The 14,607-nt window shown below is 72.3% G+C and carries 14 protein-coding genes; 7 read left to right on the forward strand and 7 right to left on the reverse strand.

Annotated features, from left to right (window positions below; all coding sequences use genetic code 11):
• The gene (locus E5083_RS08550) at positions 1 to 672 is read right to left on the reverse strand and encodes a succinate dehydrogenase (protein ID WP_135785276.1); all 672 of its coding nucleotides are present in this window, start codon (positions 670 to 672) and stop codon (positions 1 to 3) included.
• Positions 673 to 790: 118 nt separating this feature from the next.
• On the opposite strand from E5083_RS08550, the gene E5083_RS08555 reads away from it, so the two are divergent.
• Together E5083_RS08555 and E5083_RS08560 are read left to right on the forward strand one after the other, a co-directional pair.
• Positions 791 to 1,675: a LysR family transcriptional regulator gene (locus E5083_RS08555; RefSeq protein ID WP_135784980.1), complete on the forward strand. Its 885-nt coding sequence runs from the start codon at positions 791 to 793 to the stop codon at positions 1,673 to 1,675.
• A gap of 22 nt (positions 1,676 to 1,697) precedes the next feature.
• On the forward strand, positions 1,698 to 2,999 hold the full coding sequence (locus E5083_RS08560; RefSeq protein ID WP_244317431.1) for a hypothetical protein: 1,302 nt from the start codon (positions 1,698 to 1,700) through the stop codon (positions 2,997 to 2,999).
• A 41-nt stretch (positions 3,000 to 3,040) separates the two neighbouring features.
• Here the strand turns inward: E5083_RS08560 and E5083_RS08565 are convergent, their stop codons facing one another.
• From E5083_RS08565 to E5083_RS08575, 3 genes are all read right to left on the reverse strand, one after another.
• Positions 3,041 to 5,170: a putative bifunctional diguanylate cyclase/phosphodiesterase gene (locus tag E5083_RS08565; RefSeq protein WP_135784981.1), complete on the reverse strand. Its 2,130-nt coding sequence runs from the start codon at positions 5,168 to 5,170 to the stop codon at positions 3,041 to 3,043.
• The gene (locus E5083_RS08570; protein ID WP_135784982.1) at positions 5,167 to 5,979 is read right to left on the reverse strand and encodes an SAM-dependent methyltransferase; all 813 of its coding nucleotides are present in this window, start codon (positions 5,977 to 5,979) and stop codon (positions 5,167 to 5,169) included. The genes E5083_RS08565 and E5083_RS08570 overlap by 4 nt, the downstream gene beginning before the upstream one ends.
• A 230-nt stretch (positions 5,980 to 6,209) precedes the next feature.
• The gene (locus E5083_RS08575; protein ID WP_135784983.1) at positions 6,210 to 7,157 is read right to left on the reverse strand and encodes an SCO0930 family lipoprotein; all 948 of its coding nucleotides are present in this window, start codon (positions 7,155 to 7,157) and stop codon (positions 6,210 to 6,212) included.
• A gap of 786 nt (positions 7,158 to 7,943) precedes the next feature.
• On the opposite strand from E5083_RS08575, the gene E5083_RS31990 reads away from it, so the two are divergent.
• Together E5083_RS31990 and E5083_RS08585 are read left to right on the forward strand one after the other, a co-directional pair.
• A complete protein-coding gene (locus E5083_RS31990; RefSeq protein WP_272922752.1) occupies positions 7,944 to 8,072 on the forward strand; it encodes a hypothetical protein in 129 nt (42 codons plus the stop codon).
• 30 nt (positions 8,073 to 8,102) lie between these two features.
• A complete protein-coding gene (locus E5083_RS08585; RefSeq protein ID WP_135784985.1) occupies positions 8,103 to 8,861 on the forward strand; it encodes a bestrophin-like domain in 759 nt (252 codons plus the stop codon).
• A 91-nt stretch (positions 8,862 to 8,952) separates the two neighbouring features.
• Here the strand turns inward: E5083_RS08585 and E5083_RS08590 are convergent, their stop codons facing one another.
• A complete protein-coding gene (locus E5083_RS08590) occupies positions 8,953 to 9,834 on the reverse strand; it encodes a hypothetical protein (protein WP_135784986.1) in 882 nt (293 codons plus the stop codon).
• A 333-nt stretch (positions 9,835 to 10,167) separates the two neighbouring features.
• Between E5083_RS08590 and E5083_RS08595 the strand changes: the two genes are divergently transcribed.
• Entirely contained in the window at positions 10,168 to 10,863 is a 696-nt protein-coding gene (locus tag E5083_RS08595) for a class F sortase (RefSeq protein WP_135784987.1), read from the forward strand.
• Between the two features lie 26 nt (positions 10,864 to 10,889).
• On the opposite strand, the gene E5083_RS08600 is transcribed toward E5083_RS08595, so the two are convergent.
• Positions 10,890 to 11,729 carry a polysaccharide deacetylase family protein gene (locus E5083_RS08600; RefSeq protein WP_135784988.1) on the reverse strand — a complete coding sequence of 280 codons (840 nt, stop codon included), beginning with the start codon at positions 11,727 to 11,729 and terminating at the stop codon, positions 10,890 to 10,892.
• 152 nt (positions 11,730 to 11,881) lie between these two features.
• On the opposite strand from E5083_RS08600, the gene E5083_RS08605 reads away from it, so the two are divergent.
• Positions 11,882 to 12,355 (forward strand): universal stress protein, encoded by a 474-nt coding sequence (locus tag E5083_RS08605; RefSeq protein ID WP_135784989.1) that lies wholly within the window; start codon positions 11,882 to 11,884, stop codon positions 12,353 to 12,355.
• Here the strand turns inward: E5083_RS08605 and E5083_RS08610 are convergent.
• Positions 12,291 to 13,547 (reverse strand): MFS transporter, encoded by a 1,257-nt coding sequence (locus E5083_RS08610; protein ID WP_244317432.1) that lies wholly within the window; start codon positions 13,545 to 13,547, stop codon positions 12,291 to 12,293. The two genes, E5083_RS08605 and E5083_RS08610, sit on opposite strands and share 65 nt — an antisense overlap.
• 109 nt (positions 13,548 to 13,656) lie before the next feature.
• Between E5083_RS08610 and E5083_RS08615 the strand changes: the two genes are divergently transcribed.
• Complete coding sequence (locus E5083_RS08615) at positions 13,657 to 14,580, forward strand: LysR family transcriptional regulator (protein ID WP_135784991.1); 924 nt, start codon at positions 13,657 to 13,659, stop codon at positions 14,578 to 14,580.
• Positions 14,581 to 14,607: the final 27 nt, after the last annotated feature.

Below are 14,607 nucleotides of genomic sequence, written 5' to 3' on the forward strand. Positions count from 1 at the left end.
TCAGCTCACCACTCCGGTCATGACGCCCACGGGGACGGCGATGAAGCCGGCCGTGAGCAGCAGCGCGAGGACGTTTGCGGCACCCTTCAGGAACCGTTCGCGGGTCCGGCCGCCGGCGCCGAGGGTCTGGGCGGCACTCCAGAAGCCGTGCCGGATGTGCAGGCCGAGGGCGAGCATCGCCACGATGTAGACGACGTTGCCGTACCAGGTGGAGAAGGTGTCCACCACGTTCTGGTACGGGTGGCCCTCCTGGAAACCGCCCGGGTGTGCGGTGCCGGTGGTCAGGTCCAGGAGATGCCAGACGATGAAGAGGCCGAGGATGATGCCGCCCCAGCGCATGGTCCGGGTGGCGTAGCTGGTGCGCGCCTTCTTGTGCACGTACTTGCTCGGCCGGGCCTTGATGTCTCGGCGGCTGAGCTGGTAGGCGGCGGTGGCGTGGGCGACCACGGCGACGACCAGGACGACCCGGATGATCCAGAGCGTCCACTCGTAGTGCATGAACGGCTCGCCGACCGTGCGCAGCCAGTGGGCGTAAGCGTTGAACTCGCCGGCCCCGAAGTAGATCTTCAGGTTCCCGATCATGTGCGCGACCAGGTACAGCAGCATCACGATGCCGCTGACGGCCATCACGGTCTTCTTGCCGACGGAGCTGTCCCAGACCGTGCGCGCCATCGACGGCCGTCGGTCCGTCCGCGTTGCCAGAGCCATGGACAGGACGTTACGACCGGGCAGCCGATCGGTCCAAGACATGGATCGGCTGGTTTCCATAGCCTCTCGCTATCCTGGAGGGGTGCAGTTCCAGCAGCTCCAGTACTTCGTGGCCGTGGCCGAGACCCGGCACTTCACCCGTGCCGCCGAGCGGGTGCATGTGGCGCAGCCCTCGCTCTCCCAGCAGATCCGGGCGCTGGAGCGGGAGCTGGGCGCGGATCTGTTCGTGCGGGCGCGGGGCAACATCGCGCTGACCGACGCGGGCGAGGCGCTGCTCCCGCTGGCCCGCCGCATCCTGGCGGACGCGGACACCGCCCGGCACGAGGTGCAGGAATTGGTCCAGCTCCGGCGCGGCCGGGTCCGCCTCGGCGCCACCCCGAGCCTCTGCACGGGCCTGCTGCCGGACGTCCTGCGCGCCTTCCACGACCGCTACCCCGGCATCCAGTTCCTCGTCCAGGAGAGCGGCTCCCGCGACCTGGTCCGCGAGCTCGCCCGCGGCGCCCTCGACCTCGCCCTGATCGTCCTCCCCCTCCCGGCCCCGGCGCCCGCGCTGACCACGGTAGAGCTGTTGCGGGAGGACCTGGTGGTCGTCTCCTCCCCCGAGTCCCCCGCCCCCGGCGGAGGGCAGCGTGCCGTGGAGATCGCCGACCTCGAGAACGAGCGCCTGGTGATGTTCCGGTACGGGTACGACCTCCGCGAACTGACCGTCGCCGCCTGTCGCTCCGCTGGGTTCGAGCCGGAGTTCGCGGTGGAGGGGGGCGAGATGGACGCCGTTCTTGGGTTTGTGCGGGCCGGGCTCGGGGTGGCCGTCGTGCCTCGGATGGTGGCAAGCCGTGCCGGACGGGGACTTCGCGTGACCCCTCTTGCCCGGCCGGGCCTGTCCCGGACCATCGCACTCGCCCACCGCAGCGATGTGGCTCCGCCTCGGGGGGCCAGGGAGCTGCAGCGGATGCTGCTGGAGCGGTGATCAACGCCGTTACACTCGGCCGATGTTGCTACTGAGAAAGCTGCGCCGGATATGGTCCGGCAGAACCTCCCTGGCCGGCGCCTCCGTGTGCGGTGCCCTGGCCCTGCTCCTCGTCAACCCCCAACCGGCGGCCGCCGCCACCCCGTTGGCGCCCATGAACGCGTCGGTGATGAAGCTGACGGCGGGCGACTTCCAGAGCCGCTGGAACGCCATCGACGCCATCGAGGCGGGCGGCGCCGTCACCAGCTACTACGACCCGGACCAGGACGCGCTGGGCCCGCTGCTGACCGGCAACGGACACACCGGCAGCCGGGGTCTGTGCCACCCGACCAACCTCAACTCGTCCTACTCCCCCGACGGCTTCTGCTGGGACCACGGCGACGACACCTCCGCCGACTGGACGCCCCAGGGCCTCACCGGCTCCCACGACGCCTCGCCGGCCGGCACCTGGCGCGGCCACTACGTCTACATCGCGTCCTGGCACTTCAAGGACAACACCTTCGCCCGCATCACCGTGGTGGACAACAGCCCCGGCGCCCCCACCACGTACAACCACATCATGCTGGTCGACCCGTACGGCAGCGGTGGTTCGGCGAACTTCCGGGCGGTCGGCGACCCCTCCTCCCCGGCGTCCCCCGCCCCCGGCGGGCACGCGGACGGCATCTCCTGGTACGGCAACAAGCTGTTCCTGGCGACCGGCCACCAGATCCAGGTCTACGACCTGCGGCACCTGTGGAAGATGAGCGGCAACACCTCGGCGTCGGTCGGCATCCAGAACGGCGCGTCCTCCGCGCGGTACTTCAACTACGCGCTGCCCATGATCGGCATGTACTCCAACGGCAAGCCGGGCGACGGGTGCACGGACACCAACCCCTGCCTGACCTCGCTGAGCCTGGACCGCACCGGCGCGGACGGCCTGGTCACCTCCGAGTTCAACGCCACCGGCGGCCGCCCGGTCGTCCGCTGGCCGCTCTCCTCCAACGGGCTACTGGAGACGGACACGGCCGGCAACAGCACGGGCACCGTGACGGCAACCGCCGCCTACCGGGTGCCGGTCTGGAAGGTGCAGGGCGCCGCGACGGACGGCACGTACTACTACTTCAGCGGCGAGTGCCCGGACTACGCGGGCGGCACCGACGCCGACGTCCCGTACTGCGTCCACCGGGCGAAGCCCGGCGAGGCGCCGCACGTGCTGACGGAGGCGCCGCCGCTGACCCAGAACCTGTCGTGGTCCCCGCTGGCGGGGAGGCTGTGGGGCCTCAACGAACGGGCGAACTACACCTCGGGCAAGCGCGTGGTCTTCTCGGTCCACACGCCGAGCTGACCGGCACAGGGAGCCGGGCGTCCTGCCCGGCTCCCGTCCGCTCAGCCCGTCGCGTCCGCCAACGCCAGGGTGTGGAGGTGTTCCGGGGGGCCCGGGCGGGCGTAGTACCAGCCTTGGGCGGTGTCGCAGCCGAGGAGGCGGAGTTGGTCGGCCTGGGCGCTGGTTTCCACGCCCTCCACCGTGACCGCGAGGTCGAGGCTGTGGGCGAGGGAGACTATGCCCTCGACGATCTTGAGGTCCACCGGGTCGGCGGGGTACTGCTGCATGCCCTGGGTGAAGGAGCGGTCGAGTTTGAGGACGCTGACCGGGAGGCGGCGGAGGTTGGCGAGGTTGGAGTAGCCGGTGCCGAAGTCGTCCAGGGCGATGTCGACGCCCATCTCGGCCAGCCGGCGCAGCGGCTTCAGGAGGCCGTCGTCGGCGCCGATCAGGGCGGACTCGGTGACCTCCAGGCACAGCGCGTCCGGGGTGACACCGGCGCGCTCCAGAATGTCGACGGTGTCCTGCACCAGGCCAGGATGGGTGAGCTGGCACGGGGAGAGGTTGACGTTGATCCGCAGCGGGCCGGCCGTCTTCTCCCGCCAGGCACGGGCCTGCCGGATCGATTCCTCAAGGACCCACCGGCCCAGCGGGACGATCAGCCCGGTGTGCTCGGCGAGCGGGATGAAGCGGTCAGGACCGAGCACCCCGTGCTGCGGGTGCAGCCAGCGGACCAGGGCCTCGGCCCCGCTCACGGTGCCGTCGCCGAGGTGCACCAGGGGCTGGTACTCGATGAAGAACTCGCCGCGCTCCAGGGCGCTGGGCAGCGCGGTGGTGAGCCCGTGCCGGGTGATCGCACGGGCGTCCGCCTCCGGGTCGGCCAGCTCGGCCCGGTTGCCGCCCGCCGACTTGGCCCGGTACATCGTGATGTCGGCGCTGCGCAGCACCTCCGCCGCCGTACGCTCCCCCGCCGGGCCCTCCACGATGCCGAGGCTGCCGCGCACCAGGAGGTCGCGGCCGTCGATGCCGACCGGGGTGAGCAGGGCGTTGCCGATGCGCTCGGCCAGCTCCTCCACTGTGCGCTCGGTGTCGCGGCCGGTGGTGAGGGCCACGAACTCGTCGCCGCCGAGCCGGGCCACCATCTCGCCGGGCGCGGTGGTGCAGGACTGGAGCCGGTCCGCGACCTCCACCAGCAGCCGGTCGCCGGCCGCGTGGCCGAGGCTGTCGTTGATGGCCTTGAAGCCGTCGAGGTCGAGGTAGCACAGCCCGAAGCGCTGGCCCTCGCCGGCCGCGAGCGCCTTCTCCAGCCGCTCGAAGAACAGGGTCCGGTTGGGCAGCCCGGTGAGGGCGTCGTGCGTGGCCTCGTAGCGCAGCCGGAGATGGAGCAGCCGGCGCTCGGTGGTGTCCTCCAGCATCGCCATCTGGTACTGCGGGGTGCCGTCGGCGTCGCGGAGCAGGGAGACCGTGAGGTTGGTCCACAGGGCGGTGCCGTCGGTCCGGTTGAACGCCTTCTCCACGTGGTAGTGGTCGCGTTCGCCCCGGACGAGTTCCTCGTAGAGCCGCCAGGTCTGGGGCGCGTCCTCGGGGTGGGTCCAGTCCCGGACCTTCCGGCCGCGCATCGTGGACTCGGAGACGCCGAACATCCGCTGCAAGGCGCCGTTGACCTGGAGGACGTTGCCGTCGAGGTCGGCGATGCCGATGCCGATCGCCGCGCCCTCGAACACCGCGCGGAAGCGGGCCTCGCTGGCGTGCAGCGCCTCGGCGACCACCCCCTGGGCGCGGAGCGCGGCCTGCGCGATGGACTCCTGCTCGGCGAGGGTGCGCTCGCGCAGCGCCTGGGCGTACCCGGCGGCCATGGCGTGCTGCAACCGCGAGGAACGCATGCGGAGTTGGTCCTGCGGGCTGTCATCACCGCAGTACAGGACGAGGTAGGCGTCGACGCAGTCCAGGGTGCGGGCGAGCACCTCGGGGTCGGTGCCGTGCGCCTCGACCAGCGCGGCCCCGACGGCCCTCGCCTCCCCCGCGTCGAAGCTGTGGGCCCTGAGCGCCCGGCTCAGGCGGTGGGCGAGGGGGAGCAGCCGCTCCTCGAACTCGGCGCGGGGGAGCGACGTGGAGGTGACCGGGTACACGGCCCGGCTCCAGATCGTCGTCAGCCGCCGCACTCTGCCTTCCGGGCCGTCCGGCTCCGCGCTCACGCCGTACGCCCCACGCCGGCGAACCCGGAGAACGCGAAGTCGTCCTCGTCCTCCCGCGCCGACTCCGGGCGCCAGTCCGGGAGATGGACCAGTCCGGGATCGAGCAGCTCGAAGCCGTCGAAGAAGCGGGCGATCTCGTCGCGCGGGCGCATCACCAGCGGGCTGCGGATGTCCCGGTACACGTCCACCGCGCCCTCGGCGCGCTCCTCGGGCAGCGGGATGCCCTCGAAGGAGGCGTGGGTGAGGATCAGCAGACTGCCCGGCGCGAGCGCGGCACGCAGTTCGGCCACCGCGCGGTGGGGTTCGTCGGCGTCCTCCAGGAAGTGCAGGACGGCAACCAGCAGCAGCGCCACCGGCCGGTCGAGGTCGATCAGCCGGGCCACCTCGGGGCTGGTGAGGATCTCCCGCGGCTTGCGCAGATCGGCGGCGACGACCCCGGCGTCCGCGTTCCCCGCGAGCACCGCCTGGCTGTGCGCGACGGCGACGGGATCGTGGTCGACGTAGACGACACGCGCTCCGGGCCGGGCGGCCTGGGCTATCTCGTGGACGTTGCCGAAGGTGGGGATGCCGGAGCCGACGTCGAGGTACTGGTCGATGCCCTGCTCGGCGGCGAACCGCACGGCCCGGCGCAGGAACGCCCGGTTCGCCTGCATGATCTTGGGCAGGCCGGGGAGGAACTCCATCGCCTTGCGGGCCGCTTCCCGGTCGACCTCGAAGTTGTGCGAACCGCCCAGGTAGTAGTCGTACATGCGCGAGACGCTCGGCACCGAGATGTCGATGCTCCGGGGGGCCCAGGCGGGGCGCTCCATGTATCACTCCAAGGCGTAGGCGGCAGGGACGGGCGAGCCGGTGTTCGAGCTGAGGCTACTGATCGCCCGCCAAAGGGGCGACCCGAAACGGAAATTGACCATCCGTTCCCGGTCACCGCCTGCGGGAAGTACCCGTCCGACCCCGCTGGGTGACCGTCCGGGCGCATGACGGAGGGCCCGTCCCCTCCGTGTCACACGGACGGTACGGGCCCTGCGCCGGGCGGTGACCGCTACTCGGCGGGCGCGCCGATCGGCTTGCCCTCGGGCGAGACGGCGTACCAAGTGCCGCCCACACCTTGGCCGTTGGTGTCACCGGGCGCCTTGTCTCCGGTGAAGGTGTAGATGGGCCAGCAGTTGACCGACATCTGCTTCACACCGTCGGGGCGGGTGAAGGGCATCAGGCCCTTCTTCTTCACGCCCTGGGTGTCGTCGGCGCTCACCGGCGCGACCGCGGGCCACTTCTCCAGGCACGCCCCGGTGCAGTTGGAGACGGACTTGGGCCACGCCTTGTCCTTGAGGAAGCGGTAGACCGTGCGGCCGTTCTTGTCGACGACGATGTCACCGAGCTTGGGGTCCTTGCGGACGGAGAGACCGGGCAGTGAAGTCAGCGACGCCTTCTTGCCGTTGGGGGCGAGCGCGAACCACTTGCCGCCCACACCCTGGCCGTTGACGTCGCCGGAGTTGAGGTCCTTGGCGTAGCGGTACGCCGGCCAGCCGCCGATGGTGAGCTGCTTGGTGCCGTCGGCGCGGGTGACCTCGCCGAGCATGGCCTTGTCGATACCGGCGCCGGCGTTGGCGTCGTCGGCGGGGACGGGGGGCCAGGTGGTGGCGCAGTCGCCGTCGCAGTTGGTCTTCGGCGGCTCGGCGGTGTCCTTGTCGAAGCGGTACAGGGTGAGGCCGGAGCCGTCGGTGAGCACGTTGCCGAGCTGCGGGTTGGTGGCCACCGTCAGCTTGCCCGCGGGGGCGGCGGGGGTCGGGGAGGCGCTGCTCTGGGCACCGTCGGCGCCGTAACCGTTGCCCGAGCCGAGTCCGGTGCCGATACCGGCGGCGCTGGCCGACGCTCCCACGTTCTGGGCCGCCGCCGGGGGCGTGGCGTTGTCCTGACCGCACGCCGTCGTCAGCGCCAGCACCGAAGCGGCCGTGGCCACCAGTGCGGCGGTCCGCCAGGAGGTCTTCATCCTCAACTCCCCATTTTCGCCAGTTTGTTGCGGCGCTACTGAGTCACCGCACGGCCATGGGTACGGGGCTCGGGGGGCGGAGCGTTCAACGGGGCGGCGAAAAACTTTCGGCGGTGCGCGACGGGGCGTGCCGAGGGGGTGGCGGTGCGTACGGGCGTACCCATCCGTCCGGCGGGGTCCACCGGCGCGTCAAACCGGGTGGGGCGCGTTGTCCCTCCTTCGGACCAATCCCCGTACGAATGGCCGCGGGGGCTTCGCGGGGCCTCCATGATCTCGCTCGTGCAAGGTCCCCAAGCAACCCGATGCGCGGTCGCCACCAGGGCGTTGGCGCTGCTCGCGGTGGTGTGGAGCGTGGTCGGCTGCCCGGTCGGCACGGCGTCGGCCGACGCCTGCGCGTACGCCTCCACGGGCCCGGACGGCACGGTGGCCGTGGCGGTGGCCGGAAACCACCACCCCGGCCCACCGCCCTGCCATCCGCCACCCCCGCCACCGTGCCCGCCGACGCCCACTCCGACCCCGACACCGACCCCTACGCCCACCCCGACACCCCCACCACCGCCGACACCCACCCCCACACCGACTCCCGACCCTCCCCCACCACCGAAGCCGCAGCCGCGCCCGACACCACCCGCCCCCAAGCCCCCCGTCCGGCCGACGCCGACGCCGCCCCCACCAACACCGCGCCCGGCACCCACACCGCCCCCGCCCGCCCCGGCGCCCGCACCCGCGCCACCCCGGCCGGCACCCGAACCGCCGAAGCCCACTCCCCGGCCGACCGTGACCCCGGTGAGCTACCCGGCGTACCACGCCCGCGCTGCCCGGCACATCGCCCGCTCCCACACCTCGCCGGTCCGCTACGTCCTGCTCGTCACCATCCCCGCGATCGTCGCCGTCGCGGCGCTGCGCCCGCGGTGACGCGGCCGCACCCACCCCTGGAGGTATCCGTTGTCGGATTGGCTCGTTCTCGTCCTGGCCATGCTGGGCGCCTGTGCCGTGGTGGTGCTGATCACCCTCGTCCGGCACCGGCGGGCCCCGGAGGACGAGGACCCCAGCGAGACGCCCGACGTCATCGAGTACATGACGATGTGGATCGGGGTGGTGTACGCCATCGTGCTGGGCCTGGCCATCGCGGGCGTCTGGGAGGCGCGCAGCGCGGCCGGGGACACCGTCCAGGCCGAGGCGCAGGCGCTCCACGAGGTCTCCGAGCGCGTCCGGGTGTACCCGGCGGACGTGCGTGACCAGGTCCGCGCGGACGTGGACGCGTATGTCTCGTACGTCGTGGACACCGAGTGGAAGTCGATGACGGACAAGGGGGAGGTCACCGCGCAGGGGTCGCGGCTGCTGGACAAGGTGCGGCAGGACGTGACGGACTACCAGCCGCGCAGCGACTTCGAGGCGCAGGCGTACCAGCCGCTGGTGGACCAGGTGGCCGCGGCCGACCAGGCCCGCAACGCCCGCGCCGACTCCACCGGCCCGACCATGCCGCCCGTGGTGTGGTGGGGGCTGCTCGCCGGGGCGGTGATCACGGTGGGCATGGTGTTCGCCCTGCAGATCCGGCGCACCGCGCGGGAACTGGTCCTCGCGGGGCTGTTCTCGGCCACCATCGCGTTCATGCTGTTCCTGATCTGGGACTTCGACGCCCCCTTCAGCCGGGGCATCGCGGTGACGGCGGAGCCGTTCCTGACGCTGTTCCCGCACGCGTAGGACATGCCGAGGGCCCTCGTCCCGGCCCGGCGAGGGGTGGGGCGAGGGCCCGTGGAGGCGTGTCCCGCGCCGGCGAGGACGCGGGCGGGGCTCAGGCGCGCTTCTCGGTGCGCCGGCGCAGCCAGACGGCGCCGCCGCCGAGCGCGGCCGAGGCGACGAGCCCGCCGCCGATCGCCATGTCCGCACGGGTGGCGCCGGTGGTGGAGGAGCCGCCCAGGCCGCCGTTGACACCGCCGATCACGGTGAAGGCGTTCGGGCGGGTCAAGGTACGGCCGCCGCACTCGACGGTGATGTCGTAGCGGCCGGGGCGGGCGTTGCGGTCGATGGTGACGGTGACGCGGGAGTTGTTGCCGTTCCCCTCCAGCCGGGCGGCGCGGAAGGCGCGCGAGGAGACGGTGCCGCCGCGGCAGCCCTCGACGCTGATGGTCAGCCGGCCGCCGGCGGGGAGGACGCTGGGGGTGACGACGATGTTGCGGAGGTTGCCGTCGTTGCCACCGCCGCCATGACCGCCGTTGCCGTTCCCGTTGCCGAAGTTGCCGTTCCCGTTGCCATTGCCGAAGTTGTCGTTGCCCCGGCCGTTCCCGTTGCCGAAGTTCCCGTTGCCGTTGCCGTTCCCGTTGTTGTTGCCGTTCCCGAAGTTGTCGTTGCCCCGGTTGCCGTTCCCGTTTCCGTTGCCGAAATTCTCGTTCCCGTGCCCGTTGCCGTTCCCGAAGTTCCCGTTGTTGTTGCCGTTCCCGTTGAAGTTCCCGTTCCCGTTGAAATTGCCGTTGCCGTTTCCGAAGTTCCCGTTCCCGTTGTTGAAGTTGCCGTTGAAGTTGCCGTTCCCGTTGATGACGCCGGTGTTCGGGCTGACGCCCACGACGGTGTTGGTGCCGTTCCCGTTGCCCATGCCGTCCGCGACGGCGACGGGGGTGGCGATACCGAGCACGGCGATCGCGGCGCACGTGGCCGCCAAGGCACGCTGGTTACGCATGTGTTCCTCCGCGAGAGGCACGCCGGGGCCGGTCCCCGGTCGATCGGCGAGAAAGCACCTCCCGACTGAACCCTCAGGCGCAAGGAACACGCCCGCATGTCGAGAATGGGCCGTCCTGGTGAGCACCCCTCCCGTGCGACAACCACACAATCGGATATCTCCGCAGGTCACACCCCGTCAGAAATTCTCTCCGCTCTGCAACTCGGATGGCGCACCGGAAAGCGGGGCCGCCACCCGTTCGCCCGCCGCCCCGTCGCCGCCCGTCCGCGCGGGACTTAGCGTTTTCCCATGCGCGACGGACGTGGCGACAGCCGCGTCGAGAGGGGATGGCGAATGTCTGCGTCCGAGCTGGCGGAGTGGAGCGAACGGGAGGAGCGGCGCAGGAGACGCGCCCCCTGGGGCGTGCTGGCGCTCGTGCTGCTGACCGGTGTGGCGCTGATCCGCAACGGGTCCGGCGAGTTCGACGTGGGCCCCCCGCAGCCCGCCGCGGCCGCCGCCCCGGCCCCCGACGTACGGTCCACGCCGAGCGCGGGCGCGACCGCGACCCCGCCCGCCTCGGCCCCGGTCGGCCTGTCGTTCTCCCCCGCCGACCGGGTCCGTATCCCCGCGATCCAGGTCGACGCCCCGGTCACCCCGGTGGGCCTCGACGCGGACGGCTGGGTCGGCGCGCCCCCGCCCGAGGACCCGAACCTGGCCGGCTGGTTCACCGGCGCGGTCTCCCCCGGCGAGAAGGGCACATCGGTGATCGTCGGCCATGTCGACAACACCCAGGGGCCGGCCGTCTTCTACGGGCTCGGCGCGCTGAAGAAGGGCGCCCGGATCGACGTGGCCCGGCAGGACGGCCGTACCGCGGTGTTCGAGGTGTACGGCGTCGAGGTCTTCGAGAAGAGCAAGTTCCCCGGCGACCGCGTCTACGGCTCCAAGGGCACCCCGGAGCTGCGGGTGATCACCTGCGGCGGCGGCTTCTCCAAGCAGAACGGCTACGACGGCAACGTGGTCGTCTTCGCCCGCCTGGTCACGGGAGCCTGAGCCCCCGCGACCACGAGACGCACGGCCTAGGTCATGCGGCGGGGCGGCACGGTGAGGTGGTAGCCGTGGTCGAGCAGATAGGGCAGGTACTCGCGGATCGCGCGGACGCTCTGCGTCCGGTCGCCCCCGGCGTCGTGGGAGAGGATGACGACGCCGGGGGCGGCGCCGTGTTCGACCCGCTTGACGACCGTGCTGGTGCCGGGGGTCATCCAGTCGGTGGTGTCGACGGTCCAGGCCATCGGCTCCATGCCCATCTCGGCGCCGAGCTGGAAGGTGGCCCGGTTCCAGGCGCCGTAGGGGGCGCGGAACCACTGCGGGCGGTCCCCGTAGGCGTCCTCGATGACATCGCTGGTGCGCTCGATCTCGTCCCGGATGTCGCGCCGGGCCATCTCGGTGAGCAGCGGGTGGGTCCAGGTGTGGTTGCCGACCACATGCCCCTCCTCGGCCATCCGGGCCAGGAGTTCCTTGTTCTCGACGGCCATCTCGCCACAGACGAAGAACATCGCGCGTACGTCGTACTTGGCGAGGGTGTCCAGGATGTGCGGGGTGTAGTCGGGGTGGGGGCCGTCGTCGAAGGTGAGCATCATGTTCCTGCCCTTGCCGGTCAGGCGCAGGATGGGCTGGTGACGCACCTTCAGCTTGCCGGGGGCGGCGGTGTGCGGGGTGCCGGAGCCGATGAGGGGCTGGAGGCGGAACGCGGAGGGCTTGAGGGCCTGGCGGGCCTGGGGCCCGGCGAGGCCGGCGGTGGTGCGGGCGGCCTCGTCGCCGCCGCCCGACATGAGGGCTCCCCCGACGCCCGCGGCGCCGAGGACGGCGGCCGAGCCGAGGAGCATCCGGCGCCGTGTGAACAACTGATCCTTCTCCATGAACCATCAGTCGCCCGCCGACCCCGCGCCGCACCGCACCGACACCGGTGCGGCGGGTCCGGTCCACCCGGTCGGCCGAGCGGCGGCGCGATTCCGAAGGCACTCCTGCCCGTCCCCTGGACGGAACGGCGGCTTCCGATAGCCTCACCGCCGTGACGGAACAGCAGGCAGAGCACGAGCGGCACCGGTTCGAGCGGGGCACGGACGGTCCCAAGGTCATCGTCGTCGGCATGGACGGCTCCGACTCCTCCCTGCGGGCGGCCGCCTACGCGGGCGGTCTGGCCCGGCGGCAGGGTGCCCTGCTGGCGGTGGTGTACGTGCAGCCGGTGCTGGCGGCCGGGGCGGCGCTCGGGGTGCCGGTGGCGCAGGCCACGGACGAGATCGCCGAGGACCTGATCGCGCAGATCAGGGAGGCGGCGGAGCGGGTGAAGGGGATATTCGACGTCCGCTGGGAGTTCCACACCTTCCGCGGCGACCCCTTCAACGGCCTGGTGCAGGCGGCCGACGAGCTGAAGGCGGACGCGGTCGTGGTGGGCGCCTCGGAGCAGGCCGGACACCGGATCATCGGGTCGGTGGCGGTCCGGCTGGTGAAGGCGGGACGCTGGCCGGTGACGGTCGTCCCGTAGCGAGGGATCGCAGCATCGGGGCGGTCGCCAGGAGCAGCACTCCGGCCGCGGCGATGGCGGTGCGCGGCCCGGTGAGCGCGGCCAGCACGCCCCACAGCGCGGTCAGCGCGGCCGTACCGGTCTTGGTGGAGACCGACCAGGCGGAGAGCGTACGGGCGACCCGGTCGTCCGGGGTGCGCTCCAGCCGCTCGGCGGCGAGCACCGGGGTGAACACGCCGGCGCAGGTGATCAGGCACAGCTCTACCGCCATGACGAGGACCAGGCCGGGCACGCCGGGCCGCACCAGCGCCAGCCCCACCGGCCAGCAGGCCCGCAGCACGCCCGAGGTGAGCAGCACCCGCCGCCTGCCGTACCGGGCGGCGAGCGGGCGGGCGAGCCGGGAGCCGAGGAGTCCGCCGAGGCAGGGCACGGCGAAGGCGAGGCCGTAACTCCAGGGCGCGAAGCCGAGCGGGCCGAGCATCAGGACGGCGAGCGGCGGGGCCTGGGCCATGATCAGGCCGTTCACCAGGACCGTGTTGAGGAACAGCGGCCGCAGCTCGGGGCTGGTGAGCAGATGCCGCCAGCCGTCGAGGAGGTCGGCGGCGCGCGGGCGTCCGGGATCGCGAGGCAGGCGTTCCGGGGCGGTCTCGGTGCCCTTGATGGCGCGGATGCCGAGGGCGGACAGCAGGAAGCTGAGGGCGTTGGCGGCGACCGTCACCACCGGTCCGAACAGGCCGACGGCGGCGCCGCCGAGCGGGGGGCCGAGCACGGTGGCGGTCCAGGTGGTGGACTCGAACCTGCTGGTGGCGGTGAGCAGCCCGGCGCGCGGTACGAGGCTCTTCAGGTGGGCGCCGGAGGCCGCGGTGAAGGTGAGGTCGGCGGCGGCCACGACCATGGAGACGAGCAGCAGTTGGCCGAAGCCGAGCACCCCGAGGAAGTGGGCGGCGGGGACGGCGAGCAGGGCGGCGCACCGGACCAGGTCCGCCATGATCATGACGGGGCGCTTGCGGCGGAACTCCATCCAGGGCCCCAGCGGCACCGCGAGCACCGCGCCCACGGCCGGTCCGGCGGAGGCCAGCAGGGCCACCTGAGCGGGACCCGCGTGCAGCACGAGGAGCGCGATCAGCGCGAAGGCGTCGAACGCCAGCCAGGTCCCGGCCGCGCTCACGGCGTACGCCGCCCACAGCCAACCGAACCGCGACCCCAGCCTCATCCACAACCTCCCGTTGACCAGGGTCATGAAATCGGCCCGTGGACGGCGGGAGCAAACAACCAAACCCCGCCAGGGCACAACCGACGGTTGTACGGCTACCCTGTCGGCCATGGACCTCAAGGCCGTACGCACCTTCGTCGCCGTGGCGGACGCGGGGCAGTTCCAGGAGGCGGCCGCCGTGCTCGCCGTCACCCAGCAGGCCGTCTCCAAGCGGATCGCGGCACTGGAGCGGGACCTCGGGGTGCGGTTGTTCGCCCGGACCGCGCGGGGCGCCGAACCGACGCTGGACGGGCGGGCTTTCCTGCCGCACGCGCGGGCGCTGCTGCTGGCCGAGGAGCGGGCGGCCGCCTCGGTCCGGCCGGGCCGCCGGGCGCTCCGGGTGGACGTGATCGGCCCGCGCGTCGCCCCGGCCGTCCTGCTGCGCGGCTTCCACGAGGCGCATCCGGGGGTGGAGCTGGAGGTGGTCACGCTGTTCGACGCGGACACCGCCGTCGCCGCCGTGCAGGCGGGCCGGGTGGACGCGACCTTCCGCGCGGTCGGCATGCCGGGGCGGCCGCTGCCGGAGAGCCTGGCGAGCGTCCGGGTGCTGGACGAGCCGCTGCATCTGCTCACCGGCCCGGAGCACACGCTCGCCGACGCGGACTCGGTGACCCCCGCCGAGCTGGCGGGGCACCGGATCTGGATGCCGAGCCTCGTGGAGGGCGTCGAGTGGGCCGCGTACTACGCCTCGCTGGCGGCGGAGTTCGGGCTCACCATCGACGCGGCGGGGCCCAACTTCGGCAGCGCCGCGATGCTGGACCGGATCGCCGGGTCACCGGAGCTGGCGACCTTCATGGGTGAGCATCCCCGGCACGCCGGGCGTGACCTGCGGCTGATCCCGCTCACCGGGCCGACGCCGGTCTACCCGCACTCCCTGATCTGGGACCGGGCCAATGCCCACCCGGCCCTCGCCGCCCTGCGCGCGCATCTGACCGGCGGGTCAGGACCGCCGCACGCCGTCGGCACCTGGGTCCCGGACTGGGCCGTGACCTGAGCCGTCGTGCGTGGCGCCTTCCGAACG

The sequence above is a fragment of the Streptomyces bauhiniae genome (assembly GCF_004784475.1).
Lineage (GTDB): Bacteria > Actinomycetota > Actinomycetes > Streptomycetales > Streptomycetaceae > Streptomyces > Streptomyces seoulensis.

What these genes read in the sequence shown, in the direction of transcription:
- E5083_RS08550 (WP_135785276.1), bottom strand. Translation starts at nt 672, where the DNA reads ATGGCGCGCACGGTCTGGGACAGCTCCGTCGGCAAGAAGACCGTGATG.
- E5083_RS08560 (WP_244317431.1), top strand. Translation starts at nt 1,698, where the DNA reads ATGTTGCTACTGAGAAAGCTGCGCCGGATATGGTCCGGCAGAACCTCC.
- E5083_RS08570 (WP_135784982.1), bottom strand. Translation starts at nt 5,979, where the DNA reads ATGGAGCGCCCCGCCTGGGCCCCCCGGAGCATCGACATCTCGGTGCCG.
- E5083_RS08575 (WP_135784983.1), bottom strand. Translation starts at nt 7,157, where the DNA reads ATGAAGACCTCCTGGCGGACCGCCGCACTGGTGGCCACGGCCGCTTCG.
- E5083_RS08590 (WP_135784986.1), bottom strand. Translation starts at nt 9,834, where the DNA reads ATGCGTAACCAGCGTGCCTTGGCGGCCACGTGCGCCGCGATCGCCGTG.
- E5083_RS08595 (WP_135784987.1), top strand. Translation starts at nt 10,168, where the DNA reads ATGTCTGCGTCCGAGCTGGCGGAGTGGAGCGAACGGGAGGAGCGGCGC.
- E5083_RS08600 (WP_135784988.1), bottom strand. Translation starts at nt 11,729, where the DNA reads ATGGAGAAGGATCAGTTGTTCACACGGCGCCGGATGCTCCTCGGCTCG.
- E5083_RS08610 (WP_244317432.1), bottom strand. Translation starts at nt 13,547, where the DNA reads ATGAGGCTGGGGTCGCGGTTCGGTTGGCTGTGGGCGGCGTACGCCGTG.
- E5083_RS08615 (WP_135784991.1), top strand. Translation starts at nt 13,657, where the DNA reads ATGGACCTCAAGGCCGTACGCACCTTCGTCGCCGTGGCGGACGCGGGG.